The 20,305-nt window shown below is 71.2% G+C and carries 11 protein-coding genes; 4 read left to right on the top strand and 7 right to left on the bottom strand.

The features are described 5' to 3' along the window. Positions 1 to 25: 25 nt before the first annotated feature. From K8638_RS11705 to K8638_RS11685, 5 genes are all read right to left on the bottom strand, one after another. Positions 26 to 1,222 carry a PEGA domain-containing protein gene (locus K8638_RS11705; protein WP_223754558.1) on the bottom strand — a complete coding sequence of 399 codons (1,197 nt, stop codon included), beginning with the start codon at positions 1,220 to 1,222 and terminating at the stop codon, positions 26 to 28. Between the two features lie 35 nt (positions 1,223 to 1,257). Continuing rightward, a complete protein-coding gene (locus K8638_RS11700; RefSeq protein WP_223754557.1) occupies positions 1,258 to 2,811 on the bottom strand; it encodes a PEGA domain-containing protein in 1,554 nt (517 codons plus the stop codon). Positions 2,812 to 2,937: 126 nt separating this feature from the next. Next, a complete protein-coding gene (locus K8638_RS11695; RefSeq protein WP_223754556.1) occupies positions 2,938 to 4,872 on the bottom strand; it encodes a type IIA DNA topoisomerase subunit B in 1,935 nt (644 codons plus the stop codon). A gap of 12 nt (positions 4,873 to 4,884) precedes the next feature. Next, the gene (locus tag K8638_RS11690) at positions 4,885 to 7,263 is read right to left on the bottom strand and encodes a DNA topoisomerase (ATP-hydrolyzing) subunit A (RefSeq protein WP_223754555.1); all 2,379 of its coding nucleotides are present in this window, start codon (positions 7,261 to 7,263) and stop codon (positions 4,885 to 4,887) included. Positions 7,264 to 7,544: 281 nt separating this feature from the next. Beyond that, a complete protein-coding gene (locus K8638_RS11685; RefSeq protein WP_223754554.1) occupies positions 7,545 to 8,243 on the bottom strand; it encodes a hypothetical protein in 699 nt (232 codons plus the stop codon). 112 nt (positions 8,244 to 8,355) lie between these two features. Between K8638_RS11685 and K8638_RS11680 the strand changes: the two genes are divergently transcribed. Beyond that, the gene (locus K8638_RS11680) at positions 8,356 to 9,012 is read left to right on the top strand and encodes an MBL fold metallo-hydrolase (protein WP_223754553.1); all 657 of its coding nucleotides are present in this window, start codon (positions 8,356 to 8,358) and stop codon (positions 9,010 to 9,012) included. 72 nt (positions 9,013 to 9,084) lie between these two features. Here K8638_RS11680 and K8638_RS11675 read toward each other — a convergent pair whose 3' ends face one another. Further along, a complete protein-coding gene (locus K8638_RS11675) occupies positions 9,085 to 11,166 on the bottom strand; it encodes a M36 family metallopeptidase (RefSeq protein WP_223754552.1) in 2,082 nt (693 codons plus the stop codon). 192 nt (positions 11,167 to 11,358) lie between these two features. Next, the gene (gene cysK / locus K8638_RS11670) at positions 11,359 to 12,273 is read right to left on the bottom strand and encodes a cysteine synthase A (protein WP_223754551.1); all 915 of its coding nucleotides are present in this window, start codon (positions 12,271 to 12,273) and stop codon (positions 11,359 to 11,361) included. A 428-nt stretch (positions 12,274 to 12,701) separates the two neighbouring features. Between cysK and K8638_RS11665 the strand changes: the two genes are divergently transcribed. From K8638_RS11665 to K8638_RS11655, 3 genes are read left to right on the top strand one after another with little or no spacing between them, the layout of a single operon-like run. Further along, the gene (locus K8638_RS11665) at positions 12,702 to 15,944 is read left to right on the top strand and encodes a non-ribosomal peptide synthetase (protein WP_223754550.1); all 3,243 of its coding nucleotides are present in this window, start codon (positions 12,702 to 12,704) and stop codon (positions 15,942 to 15,944) included. Continuing rightward, positions 15,937 to 19,833, top strand: coding sequence for a type I polyketide synthase (locus K8638_RS11660; protein ID WP_223754549.1), 3,897 nt, complete (start codon positions 15,937 to 15,939; stop codon positions 19,831 to 19,833). The genes K8638_RS11665 and K8638_RS11660 overlap by 8 nt, the downstream gene beginning before the upstream one ends. Continuing rightward, complete coding sequence (locus K8638_RS11655) at positions 19,833 to 20,231, top strand: STAS/SEC14 domain-containing protein (RefSeq protein ID WP_223754548.1); 399 nt, start codon at positions 19,833 to 19,835, stop codon at positions 20,229 to 20,231. The genes K8638_RS11660 and K8638_RS11655 overlap by 1 nt, the downstream gene beginning before the upstream one ends. Positions 20,232 to 20,305 lie beyond the last annotated feature (74 nt).

Here is a 20,305-nt window from a genome sequence, read left to right as displayed (position 1 = left end):
CGCGCCCCGGGACAAGCGCCTCGCGTCACCAATCCTCGGTTCCGGACACCGCGTCCAGCGGGTCGTCCACGTCCTTCTTCTTCTCCGCCGCCTTGGTGCGGCCGCCCCGGTCCTCCGCGCTCCAGTCCTCGGTGCCGCCGCGGTTGTCCAGCGGGTCCGAGCTGCGCGACACCTTCTCGCCGCTCGTGTTCACCAGCTGGTTCACCATCCGCTCCATCTCCTGCTTGAGCTGGCCAAACTCGTCGCCCTGGAGCACCACGCGGCGGCCTCCCAGCTTCTTGCCGCTCTTGATGTCGTAGTAACCCAGGTGCAGCTCCGAGCCGTTCTCCAGTGTCTTCACGGTGCCCACCATGGCCCGCTCCAGCCCCAGCGACTGGCCCATGGCCGTCACCCCGGAGGACTTCGACCCGCCGCGAATCACCTCGCCGGCCACCCTGTCGAGCTGCGCGTCATAGGCCTTGTACGCGGCGGTGGGCACCAGGTCCGTGCTCGACTCCACGTCGTCCGGCGTCACCTCCAGCAGCAGCCCGTGCTGGCGGAAGCCGGGGCGCTCCAGCCGCACCAGGTGCTTGCCAATGGGCAGCGCCGGCAGTGTCACCGGCGTGTAGCCCACCATCTCCCCGTCCACGTAGACGCGCGCGCCCGCCGGCCGCGACTTCACCGTGGCGCCGCCGCGAAGCTGCGAGGTGCGGCCGGTGGCCACCTGCACGCGCAGGGCGAGGAAGTCCCGGCTGAAGCGCTTGGGGTCCAGCTCGAAGGTGGGGTTGAGCGCGATGAGGTCCATCAGCGCCAGCTTCGCCTCCTCCACGTCCCCGCGCAGGTGCAGCAGCGCGGAGTAGAGGGCCAGCGACTCGCACAAGGGCGAGCACCCGCGCATGGCGCCCGCCGAGGACTCCAGTTCCTTGAGGGCGGCGCGCACCTTGCGCTCCGCCTCCTCGTACTCCTTCTTGTCGAAGGCGGCGACGCTCTCCGAGTAGCCCTTGCGCCCCCGGTCCAGCGACGCCTTGGCCGCCGTGTCCTCCGGCATCCCGAACAGCTCCTCGGGCTTGCGCACGCTGAAGCCGTCGAAGTGCCCCAGGGCCGCGTTCATGTAGCCCTCCATCTGCACGCTCCCGGTCTCCGCGGCCGGGTCCATGGGCACCACGAGGCTGGAGATGCGCCGCGCCGGAGGCGGGGCCGCCAGGGCCAGCGCGGGGAGGAGGGCGAGGACGAGCGCTTTCATGGAGTGACCTCGACGGGGAGGGGGGGCGGGACGCCTCAGAACCCGATGCCGCCGGACACCGGGTTGAAGGGGCGGGCGCCGCTGTCCGACGTGGCCACGTAGATGGCGCCGGCCGTCACCGCCGCCGCGCCGCCCACCACCGCCCAGAACCAGGGCCGCTTGATGAGCGAGTCGCCCGAGCGGCCACTCTCCGCGACGCGGGGCGCCGTGGCGCCGTTGACGAAGCCGCGCACCTGGTCCGCCGCGGCGGCCGGGCCGTGCTTGCTGTTCGGCGTCAGCTCGATTTCCACGCCGCGCAGCCGCGCCTTGGAGCGCAGGTCCCACGCCTGCAGCTCCGCCTCGGCGCGGCCCTTCTTGTCGCGCCACACCGCGGCCAGCACCACGTAGCGGGCGCCCAGCCGCTCGCCGATGGCGCGCGCCTCGGCCGGGGGCTCGTCCTGGTCGAAGGCCCGCTCCGTGGACGCCGTGGTGGCGGCACCGCGGATGGCGGCCAGGCCCGGGGTGGGCTCCAGCTCCGCCTTCACCTCGGCGCTCGCGGAGGACTTCACCTCCGTGTACTTCGCGAAGGGCGCATAACCGGGCATCGACACCACCACGGGGTGGTGGCCGGCGGGCACCTCCACGCCCTTGAGCGGGGTGACGCCCAGCTCGCGGCCGTTCACCGTCACCTGGGCGCCGGCCGGCTGGGACGTCACCACCAGCGTGCCCACGGGGCGGGCGGCCACGGCGGCGCGCGCCTCGTCGTACAGCTTGGCCACGTCCTGGCTGAACAGCGTCGCGTCCGGCCGACTGGAGCGGTCGGCCTCCGCGGCGAGCACGAAGGCCTCCTTCGCGCCGTCCACGTTGCCGTTGAGGTGCCGCGAGGCGCCCAGGAAGATGTACGCCTGCGCCAGCCGCTCCGGGCTCAGCTCCGCCGGAGACTGCGTGTAGGCCTCCGCCGCCGCGCGGAACTTCGCCTCGGCGGCCTCGGGGTCCAGGTTGTCATAGGCGGTGCGGCCCTCCTCGAAGAGGGCGTCCGCGCGGGCCAGCGAGCCGGGCGCCGGCGGCGGGAAGGCCGCGCCCAGGTCCACCAGCTCCACGTCGCCGCGAGCGCGCAGGTGGCCCAGCAGCTCGCCCTCCAGCTTCACCGCCGCGTTGTCCGCGTTGGGCACGCGCGCCACCGCGAACAGGGCCACCGTTCCGGACGCCGTCACCGCGGGCGCCGGGGTCTGCTTCACCAGGGCGGGAGTGGGAGTGGGGGCGGGCGTCTCCGGCGCGGGCGTCGTGGGGGCGGGCGTCGTCGCGGGCGTCGCCACGGCGGGGGCGGCGGGCTTCTCCAGCGGCGCCACCGGCGTGTCGGCGGGCTGGGGCTTGGAGTCGGGCTCTCCGAAGACCATGGGCTCGGGGGACGAGACGTCTCCCGTGCCCGCCGTCTCCGTGTCCTCCACGGGCGGCGCCTTCTTCTTGGTCTTGGGCGCCTTCTTCTTCTTCACCACCTTGGTGACGGCCGCCTTCTTGCGGGTGGCCTTCTTCCGGGTGGTCTGGGCGTGCGCGGGAAGGACGGCCAGCAGCAGCGCGAGGAGCAGGGCGATTCGGCGGAGCGAGTTCACGGCGCCGGATGCTATCCGAGCAGGGGGGCTCTCTCACAAGTCCCGCCCGTCCCGGGGGACCCCGCCGGGGTGGAAGGGACCCGCGCCCAGGGTGCGCGGGCCCGTTTCCGGTGGGGCAGGGGGGGGCTAGACGTCCAGGTCCTGGACCTCGCCCGCGCGCTCCATGATGAACTTGAAGCGGGCGCTCACGTCCTTGCCCATCAAGTCATTGATGAGCCGGTCCGTCTCGATGGGGTTGTCGATGGTGACGCGCAGGCTGAGCCGGTTTTTCGGGTCCAGCGTCGTCTCCTTCAGCTCGTCCGCCGTCATCTCGCCGAGGCCCTTGAAGCGCATGATGTTGGGCTTGGCGTTGCCCTTGGCCTTCTCCCGGATGATGCGGTCCCGGTCCGCCTCGTCCAGCGCCCAGTACGTCTCCTTGCCGATGTCGACACGGTAGAGGGGCGGCTGGGCGATGTGGATGGCGCCCTTCTCGATGAGGGGGCGCAGGTGCCGGTAGAAGAACGTCAGGAGCAGCGTGGCGATGTGGTGGCCGTCGCTGTCCGCGTCCATCAGCAGGAAGACGCGGCCGTAGCGGAGCTTGGAGATGTCGAAGTCCGAGCCGATGCCGCAGCCCAGCGCGGAGACGATGTCCTGCAGCTCCTTGTTCGTCGTCACCTTGTCCGTGGACGCCTGCTCCGCGTTGAGCACCTTGCCGCGCAGCGGGAGGATGGCCTGGGTGCGCCTGTCGCGGCCCTGCTTCGCGGAGCCGCCTGCGGAGTCACCCTCGACGATGAACAGCTCGCTCAGCCCCGGGTCGGTGGAGGCGCAGTCCGCCAGCTTGCCCGGCAGGTTGAGCCGGTGGCTGACGGCCGTCTTGCGGCTGACCGCCTGGGAGGCGGCCCGGCTGGCCTCGCGCGCCCGCGCGGCCAGGATGATGCGGGCCACCACCGCCTCGGCGATGGACTTGTTGTCGTTGAGCCACTTCTCCAGCGCCGGACGCAGCACGCCGTCCACCTGGGCCGTCACCTCGGGGTTGTTGAGGCGCCCCTTCGTCTGGCCCTGGAACTGCGGCTCCACCACGTACGTGGAGAGGATGGCGACCATGCCCTCGCGGATGTCCTCCGCGGTGAGCGTCACGCCCTTGGGCGTCAGGTCGTGCGTCTCGATGTAGTTGCGCACCGCCTTGACGACGGCGCCGCGCAGGCCCGCCTCGTGCGTGCCGCCCAGGTTGGTGGGGATGCCGTTGACGTACGAGCGGATGTGCTCGTCCGTGGCCTCCGTCCACGCCAGCGCGGCCTCCAGGCGCACCCCGTTGTCACGCGAGTGGTAGAACGTGGTGGCGCTGCCCGCCGGCACCAGCGGCTTGTTCCGCTCGGACACCACCTTGGTGAGGTACTCGGCGATGCCGCCGTCGTGCTTGTACGTCACCGAGGTGTGCGGAGTGGCCGTCTCGTCCTTCCAGATGACGGTCATCCCCTTGTGCAGGTAGCTCTTGGCCTCCAGCCGCTCGCGCACCAGCTCCGCGTCGAACTTCAGCTTCTCGCCGAAAATCTCCGGGTCCGGCTCGAAGGTGACGGACGTGCCCGTGCCGCGCGCGGGGCCGTCCACCTTCAGCGTGCTGGTGGCCTTGCCGCGCCCGTACGTCTGCACGTGCTTCTTGCCGTCGCGCTTGATTTCCACGACGAGCTTGCGGGCCAGCGCGTTCACCACCGAGCTGCCCACGCCGTGCAGACCGCCCGAGTGGATGTAGTTGCCCTGCTCGAACTTGCCGCCCGCGTGCAGCGTGGTGAGGATGACCTCCACGGCCGGCTTCTTGTGCTTGGGCATGATGTCCACGGGGATGCCGCGCCCGTTGTCCACCACGGTGATGCTGCGCCCATCCTTGTGGAGCGTCACCTCGACGGTGGTCGCGAAGCCGTTGATGACCTCGTCCACCGAGTTGTCGAGGATTTCCCACAGCAGGTGGTGATAGCCCGTGCTGTCGGTGCCGCCGATGTACATCGCCGGGCGCTTGCGCACCGGCTCCAGGCCCTCGAGGACCTGGATGTCCGCGCCTGTGTAGCTTTCCTTCTTCGTCGCCATGGCGTCCTCTGGCTACTCCTTCTTCTCCGGCAGCGGGATGAAGACGATGGGCCGAACCACATCCTCCACCGCGTCCTTCTTGGACATCTCGTGGCCCTTGCCGCCGCGGCCCGTCACCTCGTACTTCGCCGGGGACAGGTGCAGCTTGCGGCCCTTCTGCGTCTCGAACTCCAGCTTCGCGTCCTTGTTGCTCGGCGGGACGGCGAGGAAGTCCACCACCTGGTCACCCTCGTCCAGCTTGAGGACGGTGACACCCTTGCCCGGGCCGGCCAGCTCGTTGACCTCCGCCACCTTGCACACCAGGGCGTTGGTCTTCTTGGACAGCACCGCCAGCAGGTCCTTCTCGCCCACCGGCTGCACGCCGATGATTTCGTCGCCCTCGCCCGTCTTGGCGTAGCGGCGGCCGGCGCGCGTGGAGACCTCCAGGTGCGGCTCCAGCAGGAAGCGCATGCCCAGGCCGTGCTTCGTCACGCCCAGCAGCTTCTCCGGGCGGTGCAGCCGCGCGTCCAGCGACAGGGCGGCCACCACGCGCTCGCCGTCGTCGAACTTGAAGAACTTCTGCACCGGCTCGCCGTAGCCCGTGGAGGCGGGCACGTCGTTGAAGCGGGTGACGTACGCGGTGCCGAAGTTGCTGAACAGCACCAGGTTGGCCTTCAGGCTGCCGGCCAGCACCGCCATGACGGCGTCGCCCTCGCGCAGGCGCGTGGAGGCCGGGTCCTTCACCTCGCGCACGCGCTTCACCCAGCCGTCGCGGGTGATGACGACGTGGGCGTCCTCGTCCGCGATGAAGGCCTCGGCGCTGAACTCCACCTCCTCGGAGCCGACGCCACCGATGCGGGTGCGGCGCTTGTCGCTGTACGCAGCCTTGACCTGCCCCAGCTCGTCCTTGACGGTGGCCCAGACCTTCTTCTTGTCCTTGAGGATGCCCTCGATGCGCTTGATTTCCGCGCGCTTCTCCTTGAGCTCCTTCTCGACGACCAGGATTTCCAGGCGGGCCAGCTTGTACAGCTTCATCTCCAGGATGGCGTCCACCTGGATTTCGTCCATCTTGAAGCGCGCCATCAGCTTCTTGGCGGCGTCCTGCTTGCCCTCGGACTGGCGGATGATGCGGATGATTTCATCCAGCGCGTCGTAGGCCTTCTCGAAGCCCTCGAGGATGTGGACGCGCTTCTGCAGCTCGCCCAGTTCGTGCTGGAAGCGGCGGGTGACGACCTCGAAGCGGAAGTCGAGGAAGTACTGGAGGATGCTCTTGAGGTCCAGCCGGCGCGGGGTGCCCACCTCGGGGTTGTCCTCGCTGGGGACGAGGCAGGTGAGGTTGACGCCGAAGTTCGTCTGCAGCGGGGTGTGCTTGTAGAGGTACGCCATCACCAGCTCGGGGTTGGCGTCCTTCTTCAGCTCCAGCACGATGCGCACGTCCTTGGTGGACTCGTCGCGCACGTCGACGATGAGCGGCAGCTTCCGCTCGCGCACCAGGTCGCCAATCTTGGCCACCAGGGTGGACTTGTTCACCGTGTAGGGGATGGACTTGACGATGATCTGCTGGCCGCCGCGCTTCAGGTCCTCCGTGTCCCACTCGCCACGGATGCGGATGCTGCCCTGGCCCGTCTCGTAGATTTCGCGCAGCTCCTTCTTGTCGTTCAGAATCTGCCCGCCGGTGGGGAAGTCCGGCCCCTTGACGTACTTGAGCAGGTCCTTGGTGACGAGCTGCGGGTTCTCGATGAGCGCCACCAGCGCGTCCACCAGCTCGCCCAGGTGGTGCGGGGGGATGTTGGTGGCCATGCCCACCGCGATGCCCGTGGTGCCGTTCATCAGGAGCTGCGGCACGCGCGAGGGGATGACGATGGGCTCGTTGCGGGTGCCGTCGTAGGTGGGCCGGAAGTCCACCGTCTTCCGCTCGAGCTCGGACAAGAGCTCGGTGGCGAGCTTCTCCAGGCGGCACTCGGTGTAGCGGTAGGCCGCCGCGGCGTCGCCGTCCAGCGAGCCGAAGTTGCCGTGGCCGTCCACCAGCGGGTAGCGCAGCGAGAAGTCCTGCGCCATGCGCACGAGGGCGTCGTAGATGGACGCGTCGCCGTGCGGGTGGTAGCGGCCCATGATGGCGCCGACGACCTGGGCGCACTTCTGGTACTTGGAGTCGAACGACAGGTTCAGGTCGTTCCACATGCCGTAGAGGATGCGGCGCTGAACCGGCTTGAGGCCGTCCCGCACGTCCGGCAGGGCGCGCGAGGTGATGACGGACAGGGCGTAGTTGATGTACCGGCGACGCGCCTCGTCAGCCAGGGACGCCGGGACGCCGTTCTCTCCCCCTCCACCGCCGGCCGCGGCGCTACCGCCGCCGCCACCGCCCGAGCCTCCCTGCTTCTTTCGCGTCTTCGTTTCGGCTTCTGCGAGCATGGTCATCAATCCAGGTGAGAACGCCTCGTACCCGAACGCGGCGCGCGGCCCGCGCACTCCTCACTTCCGGGTCCGGGGGATGTAACAGGGCGGCGGGACTACCATGGCCCCCTGACATTGGGAACGAATTCGGGGGGTTGCGCACTCTCAGCGGACTCTCACCTATACGTCCGTCCAGTTCTGCGCCCCAGATGAACACCCTGCCAACCCCGCGAAATTCCGAGGTTGTGGGCCTGGGTGGCCGCCGTGGAGACGGGACGGTGGGTGTGGGTGGGAGCGGACTACCCGTTGTCGCCGGCGGGGCGGGCCTTGCCGGGGTCGGCATCACGGGCGCGGCCCCAGTTGCCGCCCTTGAAGAGGCGGACGCCCCTGCCGCCGGTGCCGCCAATCATCCCGGGGATGGTGGCCTCGACGGCCTTGGCGCCCGGCGGGTGATAGATGACACGCACCTTGCGTGCGGAGGGGAGGGTGGCGCTGGTGGCGTCCACGAGGAGGTACACGGTCTTCTCGTCCACCTGGAGCCGCTCGGTGTCCTGCCGGTGGTTGAGCTCGGCGAGCAGCTCGCCTTCGTCCACGGAGCGCGCGTCGCCGCCGAGCTGGCGCACCTTCACGCGCAGCGAGGCCTTCGAGGGCGCGCCCTCCTCCTCGGCGTACTCGCGGACGCCCTGGATGATGATGGCCAGGTCGGCCCCGTTGGCCGCCGCGTCATGGGGCAGGCGAAGGCCCGTCTGCTTGCTGGCGTCGGTGTCGAGCAGGAGGGTGGCGTTGGCGCAGCGGCTCTTGCAGGCCTCTCCCCAGGGCTCCCGGTCGAAGCGCAGGCGCATGGCGAAGTCGCTCCCCTGGGGGCCGATGGTGGCGTCGACGATGACGGGACGCTCTCCGTCCGGCGGGGCGGTGTAGCGGAAGGTGGGCTTCTCCTTCGCGGCGAAGCTGGTGCCGGCGAGCAGGGTGCAGACGAGCAGCGGCAGCGGGCGCTTCACGGTGCGGACCTCCTCGGGGCCGGGGCGGGCGTATTCAAGTGGGAAGGGGCCCGCGGCTTCAAGTCCCGCCGTTAGAGTGGGTGGGACAGACAGTCACAGGAGGAGTCGGCGGATGCTCAATCCGTACGTGCGGCAGCTCAAGCTCGGGCCCATGGACAACTTCGTCTACCTGGTGGGCCCGGCGTACTCGGACGAGGTGCTGGTGGTGGACCCGGCGTGGGACGTGGACGCCATCGAGCGGACGGTGAAGGCGGAGGGGAAGCGGCTGGTGGGGGCCTTCGTGTCGCACTGCCACTTCGACCACATCAACGGGCTGCCGGAGTTGCTGTCGCGCCACGACATCCCCGTGTACGCGCAGCGCGAGGAGGTCCAGTTCTCCGCGGAGCTGCGCGACCTGGGTGGCGCGCTGCGCCCGGTGGGGCCGGGGGACGCGGTGAAGGTGGGGCAGGCGTCGTTCCAGGCGCTGCACACGCCGGGGCACACGCCGGGCTCCCACTGCCTGCTGGCGGGCGACGCGCTGGTGTCCGGGGACACGGTGTTCATCAACGGCTGCGGCCGGTGCGACATGAACGGCGGCAACCCGGAGGACATGTACCGCTCGCTGTCCCAGGTGCTGCTGAAGGTGCCGGACACCGCGAAGCTGTGGCCGGGGCATGACTACGCGGACGTGCCGGTGACGTCCATGGCCGAGGTCCGGAAGAAGAATCCGTACTTCGCCTTCAACGACGTGGCCTCGTTCGTGGCGTTCCGGATGCGGCCGCGGAAGTAGAAGAGGGCCGGGCGGCTCCCATTGACGCCACCCGGCCCTCCCATGTCGTCTCGGCGCCGGGGCGCCGTCAGGCTACTGGCGGGGCTCGGCGTCGCCGGTGAGGGCCACGCAGGAGGCCGGCACCGCGAAGCCGTTGGTCGGCGTGGTGCTGGCGGAGCCGCCGGAGACGGCGTTGGTGCCGAGGCCGAAGGCGGCGAACGCGGTCCACAGGCGGCAGACGTCCACACCGCCGTTGATGGAGGTGGCGGCCGCGATGATGCCGTCACGCACCTGGGTGAAGGTGGGGCTGCACGGCGTGTTCTTCATGCCCTGGATGAAGTACTGCATGAAGCGCTGGTTGCCCGCGCCGCCCGTCGCCGCGTAGAGGTTGCTGCTGAAGCCGTGCGCGTTGACGAGCGCCCAGTAGGCCTCCCACATCGCCTGGGCGAACACCGAGCCCACGCCGTGCGGCACGGCCATGCCGTTGATGCTGGCGTAGGTCCACGTGTTGACGGCCGGGTCCGTGCTGTAGCGCTGGGTGCGGATGCCCACGCCGGTGGTGGGCTGGTTCAGCGCGTACGTGCCCACGCCGCGGCCCATGGGGCCGGTGTCCGTCGGCCGCGCGGTGAACCAGAGCGAGAAGAAGTCGCTGATGCCCTCGCCCGGCTGCTGCCGGTTGGCGAGGCAGGACACGTTGCTGGGGCCGCCCACCAGGCGGTTGGAGATGCCGTGGCCGTACTCGTGGGTGATGATGCCCGAGTCCAGGTCTCCGTCCTTGTCCGGGGTGGGCGCCGTCCAGATGTACATCTGCATGCGCGGGCGCGAGCCGTCCGCCGGGGTGGAGAAGTTGGCGTTGTTGGTGCCGCCGCCGTCCTGCGCCTCGGCGCGCACGTCGTCGTTGCCCACGCCGCCACGGCCGTAGTTGTTCACCTGGAAGTTGCCGGCCGCCTCGGTGAACCCGTACTGGTACGTGACGTCGTGGATGATGTTGTTCCAGTAGAACAGGTTGGTGACGGCCGCGGAGATGTACGTGGACGGCGCGCCGGAGAGGTTGAGGGTGAAGACGCAGTTGAGCGTGGCGCCGCAGGCCGGCTGCGTCGCGGGCGGCAGGCCGTCGGCGTTGGTGTCCTCGTACGCGTGGACGTTGTTGCCGCGGGGGATGGTGTACTCGGCCCCGGCCACGCCGTTGGTGTCATGCCAGCCGTAGGGCGAGGCCAGCGAGTTGGCGGGGTTGAGCACCGTCACGCGCCCGTCCGAGGGCGGCAGCGGGGAGGTGTGGTTGGGGCTCTCCACGGGGACGGGGTAGACCTTGTAGGAGTCGGAGGCCACCCAGTCGAAGCGCGTCCACACCTCGCCGGTGTGCGCGTCCACCGTCACGTCATAGTCGTGCTGCTGGTCCGGGGTGTGGACCTGGAAGCGCCACACCAGGCGCGCCTCGCCGCGGCGCACCGGCAGCACCGCCAGCTCCGCGTCGATGGGCTCGCTCGACAGGCCCTCCACGTCCACGCGCGTGCGCTGCCGCGCGCCCGCCTCGGCGTTCAGCGCCCGGGGTGTCTGCCGCAGCGACACGCCCAGGTGCTTCGCCAGGCTCGCCACCGCCTCGCCCGCGCCCAGCCGCGGCTCCACGCTCGCGAGGGCCGTGTCCACCGAGGGCAGGAAGTCGCTGTGCACGCCGAGCACGCGGCCTTCCCCGTCTACGTTGATCTGGAGTTGCGCGTTGTAGAGCGGCAGGCCCTTGTGCGTCTGGCGCAGGTACAGGTTGGTGAATCCGGTCTCCCTCGAGTAGACGCGGTCCGTCACCTCCAGGTTGGCCAGGTCGCTCAGCTCCAGCCCGAACGCCTCGCGGTGCTTCTGGACGAAGTCCAGGCCGATGGCCAGCGCATCGCCGCTGCTCGGCCCGGTGAGCGCGCCCACGGGGTTGGTGAGCGAGCGCACCACGCCGCGCGACTCGTCGGTCTCCACCAGCAGCTCCGGGACGCTCTGGCGCAGCGCCGCGATGGAGGACTGCTGCGCCAGGGAGAAGCCAAAGCGGGCCTGCGCGTTGTACGCGTCACGGGCGTCGAAGTTGCGCGCCTCGCCGGCCTCCTCCGCCGCGGCCAGTGCCGCCGGACCCGTGAGGGCCCCCATCACGAACACCGCCTGAAACAGACGCCTTCCGTAGAAACCTGAGGACATGTCGTGCTCCTGCGCTGCGGGGTGGGCCGCCCCCCACGACGGGGAGCGACTGGCGGCGAAGGAAGACATACCTCTAGTGAAAAGCCAATATGTCCTGTTTGTCTCGAATTTCCGTCTGAGGGTAATTGTTTCGCCCCGTGGCTGCCGCGCCCGGGAGGTGCCCCCGGGCACGCAGGGCGTCAATGTCAGCTGTCAGACGAACAGCGCTTCGATGGAGAGGTAGCGCTCGCCGGTGTCGTAGTTGAACGTCAGCACGCGGCTGCCGTCCGGAATCTCCGCCAGCTTGCGCTGCACGGCCGCGAGCGACGCGCCCGAGGAGATGCCGAGGAAGATGCCCTCCTCCTTCGCGGCCCGGCGCGCGAAGTCGAAGGCCTCCTCCTCGGGAATCGGGATGATGCCGTCGAGCAATTCGGTGCGAAGCACCTTCGGGATGAAGCCCGCGCCGATGCCCTGGATGGGGTGCGGGCCCGGCTGGCCGCCGCTGAGCACGGGGGACTTCACCGGCTCCACCGCGAACACCTTCAGGCGGGGGAAGCGGTCCTTGAGCACCTCGGCCACGCCGGTGATGTGGCCTCCGGTGCCCACGCCGGTAATCAGGTAGTCGATGCCCTCGGGGAAGTCCTGGAGGATTTCCTTCGCGGTGGTGCGCTTGTGGACCTCCACGTTGGCGGCGTTCTCGAACTGCTGCGGCATCCACGCGTGGGGCGTCTGCGCCACCAGTTCCTGCGCCCGGGCGATGGCGCCCTTCATGCCCTGCGCGCGCGGGGTGAGCTCCAGCTTCGCGCCGTAGGCGGCCATGAGGCGGCGGCGCTCGATGCTCATCGACTCGGGCATGACGAGGGTGAGCGGGTAGCCCTTCACCGCCGCCACCATGGCCAGGCCGATGCCCGTGTTGCCCGAGGTCGGCTCGATGATGACGCTGTCCTTGGTGAGCACGCCGCGGGCCTCGGCGTCCTCAATCATCGACAGGGCGATGCGGTCCTTGATGCTGCCGCCCGGGTTGGCGCGCTCCAGCTTCGCCCAGACCTCCACGCGCGAGGGGAACAGGCGGTTGAGCCGCACATGCGGGGTGTTGCCGATGGTCTGCAGGATGTTGGCTGCCTTCATGGGGTCTGCCTCCGGGTGGTTGGGAACGACGGCACGTGAAAATGGAAGCGGCCCGGCACCTCGTTGGAGGGCGGGCCGCGCGAGCGACACGGGAGAGATTTCAGGGACGCTCTACGCGCTCTCCCAGTGCTCGGGGCCCGCCAGACAGCAGGCACACGCCACGCGGCAGCAGCAGCAGCACTGAGCGCCAGTCGTGGTGAGCGGGAGAGACATTCACCCGGGACTATGGCCGCCAGGGCCGGCGGCCGTCAATCCGGGGGCCTCCCCACGGCGTCCGCGCGCGCCGCGGCTCGCGCGCCGGGAGTGGGCGGACACAGCCAGGAATCGAAAGCGGCCCCGTATGCAGAGCAGGCCGGAAACCCACCACTGCTCGAGACTCATCCATGACTTCTGTGGCCTTCCCCCCGCCGGAACATGGGCGGGACGTGATGCTGCATCCCGTTTCGCCCGGTCAGCGCGCGCTGTGGTTCGACCAGGTGACCCACCCGGGCATCAGCTCGTACCACCTCTCGTTCGCCCTGCGCCTCCGCGAGGCGCCAGACCTCGAAGCCCTGGCGCGTGCGCTCCAGGCGATGGTGGACCGCCATCCCATGCTGCGCACCACGTACGTGCTCACGCCGGAGGGCCTGCGGCAGCGCGAGGCCGCGACGCTCCCGTGTCCGCTGGTCCGCACGGAGGTGGGCCTCGCGTCCGATGACGCGCTGCTGGCGGAGGTCCGCGGCGCGCATGAGCGGCCATTCGATTTGGAGCGTGGCCCGCTCTGCCGGGGTGCGCTGTTCAGCCGCTCCGAGCGGGAGCATGTCCTGCTGCTCACCTTCCACCACGTGGCGGTGGATGGTGCCTCGCTCATCTTCCTCTACGATGAACTGCCCCGGCTCTACTCCGCCATCCGTGAGGGGAGGGCGCTGCCCCCGGCCAATGCTCCTTCGTACGTGGAGGCCCTCCGCCAGCAGGAGGCGCTGCTGTCCGGGCCGGAGCAGGAGCGGCTCTGGCGGTACTGGTCCCAGCAGCTTGACGGCGCGCCACCCGCGCTGGAACTGCCGCTGGACCGGCCGCGGCCCGCCGCGCGGGACTTCGAGGGTGCGGCGCACGCCTTCTTCCTTCCGCCGGAGTTGGTGTCGCGGCTGAAGGTGCTGGCCCGGGGCGAGCGCACCGTGCTGCAGACGGTGGTGCTGGCGGCCTTCCAGGCCCTGCTGTTCCGCTACACCGGCCAGGAGGACTTCGTGGTGGGAACGCCCACGGCGGGCCGGGCTCCCGGCTTCGCACGGACGGTGGGGCACTTCGTCAACCTGGTCCCCCTGCGCGCGCGCCTCCGGGCGGACCTGCCTTTCCGCGAGCTGCTGGCCCAGGCGCGGAGGACGATGTCCGAGGCGCTCGCTCACCAGCACCAGCCCTTTCCGTGGCTCGTGGAGCGGCTGAGTCCCCGAAGGGACCCGTCGCGCGCGCCGCTCTTCCAGGTGTCGTTCGTTCCGCAGCAGCCGGGGGCGCTGCGCCTCTGCTTCCCCTTCGCGCCGGACGGGCCGCTCGACTTCGGCGGCCTGCCTGCGGAGCCCTACAGCATCCCGCAGCAGTCCGGCGTGGACGACTTGTCGCTCATGGTGTGCCAGATGTCCGGAGGCCTGGCCTGCGTGCTCCGGTACCGCACGAGCCTCTTCGAGGCGGAGACGGTGGCGCGGATGGCCGGGCACCTCGAGGCGCTGCTGGAGGGCGTGCTCGCGCACCCGGACGCCCCGCTGGAGGCGCTGCCCCTGGTGTCCGAGTCCGAGCGCCGCGCGCTGCTGGCGCTGGGAACGGGGGCGGAGGTGGCTGCGCCCTTCACCCCCGTGTTCCGTCTCATCGACGCGTGGGCGGAGCGCGAGCCCGACGCCGTGGCCGCATGCCGCGGGACGGACGTCCTCACGTATGGAGCGCTGCGCCGCCGCTCGTCCGCGCTGGCCACCCGCCTGCGCGCGCTGGGCGTGGGGCGCGAGGCGCGGGTGGCGCTGTGGATGGAGCGGGGCCCCGACATGCTGGTGGCGCAGCTCGCGGTGCTGAAAGCGGGGGGCGCCTTCGTTCCCCTGGAGCCCGCGCACCCGAGGCAGCGGTTGGAGCGCGTGCTGGCCCTGTCCCGGACGGGGCTGCTGCTCACGGATGACGGCCTGTTGGATTCAGCCCCCGGAGCCCCATTGCCGGCCTTCGCCCTCGATGAGCTGGAAGAGGCGGCCTCGCGGGAGCCTGGAGGTGCGTCGCCGCCGTGGGACGCGCACCCGGAGGGACTGGCCTACGTCCTCTTCACCTCCGGCTCCACCGGGGAGCCCAAGGGGGTGCTGGGGCTGCACAAGGGCCTGTCCAACATGGCGCGCGCCGCGTCCACGCTGCTGGGCATGGCGCCCGGACAGCGCGTGCTGCAGTTCGCCTCGGCCGCGTTCGACGGCGCGCTCTGGGAGGTGTTCTCCACGCTGGTGGGCGGTGGCACGCTGTGCTTCGCCTCGCGCGAGGAGCTGGCCCCGGGACTGCCGCTGCTGGCGGTGCTGCGGGAGCAGCGCATCACGACGACCTGGCTGCCACCGGCGGTGCTCTCGCACCTGCCAGCCGACGGGCTGCCGGAGTTGCGGACGCTCACCTCCGCGGGCGAGGCGTGTACGCCCGCCATCGTCTCGCGGTGGGCGCCGGGGCGCACGCTCCTCAACTCGTATGGCCCCACCGAGGGCACCGTCTGCGCCACCGTCGGTGCCTGCCGGGTCGGCTCGCGTCCACCCGCCCTGGGCCCACCCATTCCCGGTGCCCGGGTCCACGTGCTGGACGCGCGGCTCCAGCCCGTGCCCCGGGGCGTGCCCGGCGAGGTCTACGCCGGGGGCGAGGGCGTGGTGCGTGGCTACCTGGAGCGGCCGGACCTCACCGCCGAGCGCTTCGTGCCGGACCCGTTCTCCCTGGAGCCGGGGCGGCGCCTGTACCGCACGGGGGACCGTGCCCGGTACACGCATGACGGGGAGCTGGAGTTCCTCGGCCGCGTGGACCGGCAGGTGAAGATTCGCGGCGTCCGGGTGGAGCCCGGGGAAGTGGAGGACTGCCTGGGACGGCACCCCGCCGTGGCCGGGCAGGTGGTGGTGGCCCGTGAGGACGTTCCCGGCGAGCGGAGCCTGGTCGCGTACGTGGCCGTGCGAGAAGGCGCGGAGGTGTCGGGCGCGGGGCTTCGGGCCTTCGTCGCGGAGCGCTTCCCCGAGGCCTTCGTCCCATCCGCCTTCGTGGTGCTGCCCCGGCTGCCGCTGACGGCCAACGGCAAGGTGGACGTGGCCGCGCTGCCCGCGCCGGAGGCGGAGCGGGTGGAGGACACCGCCACCTTCACGGCGCCCCGGACCGCGCTGGAGGGGACGCTGGCCACGCTCTGGGCCCAGATGCTCCACCGGACGCGCGTGGGCGTGGACGACAACTTCTTCGAGCTGGGTGGCCACTCGCTGCTGCTGATGCAGGTGCACCAGCGGCTGACCGAGGAACACGGGCTGTCGGTACGGGTGGTGGACCTGTTCCACTTCCCGACGGTGGCCTCGCTGGCCCGTCACCTGGAGCAGACGGACACGGTCGGCGGCGGTGTGCGCCAGGGCAGCGAGCGGGGGCAGCGGCAGCGGCTCGCCATGCAGGCCCGGCCTCCGGCGGTGAAGCGCGCGGCCATCAGGAGCAATCCCCATGAGTGACGACGGCGCGATGGAGCATGGCCCCGGCATCGCCATCGTCGGCATGTCCGGGTGCTTCCCTGGCGCGCCGGACGTGCGCGCCTTCTGGCGCAACCTGCGCGATGGCGTCGAGGGCATCACCCGCTTCACCGAAGCGCAGCTGCGCGAGGCGGGAGTGCCCGAGCCCCTCCTGAAGGACCCGGCCTACGTGAAGGCGGGCGGAGTGGTGGAGGGCATCGACCGGTTCGACGCGGGCTTCTTCGGCTACAGCCCGAGCGAGGCGCGGCGGATGGATCCGCAGCACCGCCGCTTCCTCGAGTGTGCGTGGGAGGCGCTGGAGCGCGCGGGCCATCCGCCGGAGCGCTTTCCCGGCGCCATTGGCGTGTACGCCGGCGCGAGCGCGAACACGTACCTCCTCAACAACCTGCTCTCGCGGCCGGGTGGGCTGGGGCGCCAGGACAGCGCGGCGGACTACATCCAGTCGATGCTGGGCAACGCCGCCGACTTCCTGCCCACGCGGGTGTCCTACAAGCTGGACCTGCGCGGGCCGAGCCTCAACGTGCAGACGGCGTGCTCCACGTCGCTCACGGCCATCGTGCTCGCGTGCCAGTCGCTCATGGCATACCAGTGCGACCTGGCGCTGGCGGGAGGCGTCTCCATCCGGGTGCCGAACACGACGGGCTATCTCTACCAGGAGGGAGGCATCCTCTCGCCGGACGGCCACTGCCGCGCCTTCGATGCGGAGGCCCGGGGCACCGTGCCCGGCAATGGCTGGGGTGTGGTGGTGTTGCGGCGCCTGGAGGATGCGCTCGCGGATGGCGACCACATCCACGCCGTCCTCCGGGGCTGGGCGCTCAACAACGACGGGGCGGCGAAGGTGGGCTTCACCGCGCCGAGCGTGGAAGGTCAGGCCGAGGCCATCGCCACCGCGCACGCCGTCGCGGGCGTCGGGCCGGAGGACATCGACTACGTCGAGGCGCACGGCACGGGCACGGCGTTGGGAGACCCCATCGAGGTGGAGGCGCTCACCCAGGTCTTCCGCGCCGCCACGGAGCGGCGGGGATTCTGCGGCCTGGGGAGCGTGAAGTCCGGCATCGGCCACCTGGACTCAGCGGCGGGGGTGGCGGGCCTCATCAAGACGGTGCTCGCACTGGAGCACCGGCAGCTCCCGCCCACGCTGCACGTGCGGCAGCCCCATCCGCGCATCGGCTTCGAGCAGACGCCGTTCCACGTCAACACCACGCTGCGTCCCTGGGAGCGCGGGGCCGGTCCCCGCCGCGCGGGTGTCAGTGCCTTCGGCATCGGAGGCACCAACGCCCACGTCGTGCTGGAGGAGGCGCCCGAGGTGTCTGAGCCGCGGAGCTCGCGGCGTCACCAGTTGCTGGTCCTGTCGGCGCGCGCCCCCGAGGCGCTGGAGACGGCGCGGGGCAACCTCCAGGCTCACCTGTCCATGGAGCCCGGTGCGGACCCGCGGGTGCCGGAGATGGCACGAGGCGACGTCCAGGAGCACTCGGCTCGGGAGCCAGGGGTGGACCTGGGGCGCGTGGCCTGGACGCTCCAGGTGGGACGCCGCGCCTTCGCGCACCGTGGCGTCGTGGTGGCCCGTGATGCCGAGGAGGCCCGGGGCGCGCTCGGGGAGTCGTCGCGATTCATCACCGGGCAGGCCGGGCCCGAGCGCCCGCTGGTGTTCCTGTTCCCGGGAGGCGGCGCGCAGCATGTCGCCATGGGGCGCGGCCTGTACGAAGCGGAGCCGGCCTTCCGGGCAGCGATGGACCGCTGCGCGAAGGTGCTGGCCTCGGGGCCCGTGGGAGACCTCCGGGCGCGGTTGTACGCGGACGGTGATGACGCCGCCGTGGCGCTGCGGCGCCCGTCCGTGGCGCTGCCGGCGCTGTTCGCCACCGAGTACTCGCTGGCCACGCTGCTGGGCACGTGGGGACTGCGGCCCTCGGCGATGCTGGGGCACAGCCTCGGTGAGTACGTCGCGGCGTGTCTGTCCGGCGTGCTCACGCTGGAGGATGCGCTGGCCCTGGTGGCGCTGCGGGGGCGGCTCTTCGAGCGGCTCGCCCCGGGGGCGATGCTCAGCGCGGCGCTGCCCGAGGCCCAGGTGCGGGAGTTGCTGGGGGAGGGGCTCTCCCTGGCGGCCATCAACGGCCCGGCGCTGTGCACGTTGTCGGGCACGCCCGAAGCCATCGACGCGGTGGAGCGCACGCTGCGGGCGCGCGAGGTGGAGTGCCGCAGGCTGCACCTCGACGTGGCGGCGCACTCGTCCCTGCTCGAGCCCATCCTGCCGGACTTCGGGGCCTTCGTCCGGACGCTTCGGTTGTCACCGCCCGGCACGCCCTTCATCTCCAACGTCACCGGCACCTGGGCCCGGGCGGAGGAGGTGACGGACCCGCGCTATTGGGTGCGTCACCTGCGAGAGCCGGTCCGCTTCGCGCAAGGCGTGGCGGAGCTGGCGCGCTCCGGCCCGCGCGTCTTCCTGGAGGTGGGGCCGGGCCACGGACTGGCCAACCTCGCGCGCCTCGTCGCGGAAGCGCGGGAGGGCCACGCGGTGCTCTCCACGATGCGGCACCCCCAGGAGGACGTGCAGGACGACCGGCGATTGCTGGAGGTCGTGGGGCGGCTGTGGACCGTGGGCGTCAATGTCGATTGGAGCGGGCTGTATGGGGAAGCACGGCCCCGGCGGACCCCGTTGCCGACCTATCCGTTCCAGCGGCAGCGCTACTGGGTGGACGCCCCGGGCGTTTCCCAGGGGCGGGATGTTTCTCCAGCGGAGGCGCCAGCCGCTGAGCCCGTGCGCGCGGCGCCAGCCCTCGAGCCCTCGCGAGTGGCTCCGGTCGTCGCGCTCCGGACCGCCACCGAGCATCGCGTTGCGGAGGCATGGCGGTCGCTGCTCGGAGTGGAGTCGGTGGGGCCGCACGACAACTTCTTCGAGCTGGGCGGGCACTCGTTGCTGGCGCTCCTGCTCATGGCCCGGCTGAAGGACCTGCCCGGCGCGGCGAGGCTCACGCTTCGGGCCCTGCTCCAGGCTCCCACCGTCGCCGGGCTGGCCGCGCTCCTGGACGAGGGGACCGCTCCCACCGCGGAAACGAGGGGCTGGGTGCCATTGCATCCCGGGCGCGCGGGGGCGTCACCGTTGTTCCTCTCGCACGCAGCCGGTGGGCACCTGCTCTCCTACGAGCCGCTGGCGCGCAGGCTCGGCGAGCACCGGCCCGTGTATGGCTTCGAGGCCGTGGGACTGTCCGGTGAGGAAGCACCGCCGCGCCGGCTGGAGGACCTCGCCGCGCGCCAGGTGGAGGCGCTCCTGGCCGAGCATCCCCACGGGCCCTACCTGCTCGGAGGCAGCTCGCTGGGCGGTGCCACCGTCTTCGAGATGGCACACCAGCTCCTGGCCCGGGGCCACGAGGTACATGGCGTGTTCATGCTGGACACCCCGGGGCCCGAGCAGGGCGGGCCGGAGGCCGCGGATGAGGCGGAGACCGTGGCCTTCGCCCTGCGGCTGAAGGGCGTGGGGGGTGTCTCTCCGGAGGACGTGGAGGGCGCCGCGCCGGGGCAGCGGCTCGCGTACGTGGTGGAGCGGGGTCGAGCGGCGGGCCTGCTTCCCGGCATGTCCCTGATGGAGGCGCACCGGGCCATGCGAGTGCTCGCGGCGAACATGCGGGCGCTGCGGGAGTACCGGCCGCGTCCGCTGGACGTGCCGGTGTTCTTCTTCCGGGCTCGCGAGCAGCGGCCGGGGGACCCCGCGCGCGACGCGCTGCCCTGGTTCCAGTGGGCGGCGCGGGGAATGGAGGTCCACTCGGTTCCCGGTGACCACGACACGCTGTTGTTGCCACCGAATGTCGATGCACTCGCCAGGGTGCTGGAGCAATGCATCCAGCGCGTGGAAGCCCCTTCGAGGAGGGCAGGGTGATGACGCCGGCACGTGAATGGTCCATCGGGCCACGCCACCACTTCCGCTTGGAGGAGCCCGGCGTGCTGTGGCTGAAGGTCCGGGGCGAGACGACGCTGGAGGATGCCCACGGCACGGTGGCCACCTACCGCGAGCTGGGCACACGCAAGCCCTTCGTCTTCGTGGCGGACATCACCGAGGCGACGTCTCTCTCCAGGGAGGCGCGGCGCTATTCCGCGCGCCACCTTCGCGCGGAGTGGTTCCGGGACGTGGCGTACATCGGCGCGCGCCCGGGCATGAAGGTCCTGCTGCGGGTGCGCTTCTTCCTGCTCTCGCTCCTGCGCGGGTCGAGCGCCCGGGTCTTCTTCTTCGGCACGGAAGCGGCTGCCCGAGCGTGGCTGGGGCAGGGTTCTCGATGAGGGGCTGCGGGAGGTAGCAGGCGGGCAGCCCCTCCCATTGCCTGCTCCCTCCCCGCCAGAGACACGTGCCGGGC

This window comes from Myxococcus sp. RHSTA-1-4 (assembly GCF_020037125.1).
Classification (GTDB): domain Bacteria; phylum Myxococcota; class Myxococcia; order Myxococcales; family Myxococcaceae; genus Myxococcus.
This window is presented reverse-complemented; position numbering and strand designations above follow the sequence as displayed.

Coding starts and splice junctions, on each gene's coding strand:
- K8638_RS11705 (WP_223754558.1), bottom strand. CDS start 1,222: ATGAAAGCGCTCGTCCTCGCCCTCCTCCCCGCGCTGGCCCTGGCGGCC.
- K8638_RS11695 (WP_223754556.1), bottom strand. CDS start 4,872: ATGGCGACGAAGAAGGAAAGCTACACAGGCGCGGACATCCAGGTCCTC.
- K8638_RS11690 (WP_223754555.1), bottom strand. CDS start 7,263: ATGCTCGCAGAAGCCGAAACGAAGACGCGAAAGAAGCAGGGAGGCTCG.
- K8638_RS11680 (WP_223754553.1), top strand. CDS start 8,356: ATGCTCAATCCGTACGTGCGGCAGCTCAAGCTCGGGCCCATGGACAAC.
- K8638_RS11675 (WP_223754552.1), bottom strand. CDS start 11,166: ATGTCCTCAGGTTTCTACGGAAGGCGTCTGTTTCAGGCGGTGTTCGTG.
- cysK (WP_223754551.1), bottom strand. CDS start 12,273: ATGAAGGCAGCCAACATCCTGCAGACCATCGGCAACACCCCGCATGTG.
- K8638_RS11665 (WP_223754550.1), top strand. CDS start 12,702: ATGCTGCATCCCGTTTCGCCCGGTCAGCGCGCGCTGTGGTTCGACCAG.
- K8638_RS11660 (WP_223754549.1), top strand. CDS start 15,937: ATGAGTGACGACGGCGCGATGGAGCATGGCCCCGGCATCGCCATCGTC.
- K8638_RS11655 (WP_223754548.1), top strand. CDS start 19,833: ATGACGCCGGCACGTGAATGGTCCATCGGGCCACGCCACCACTTCCGC.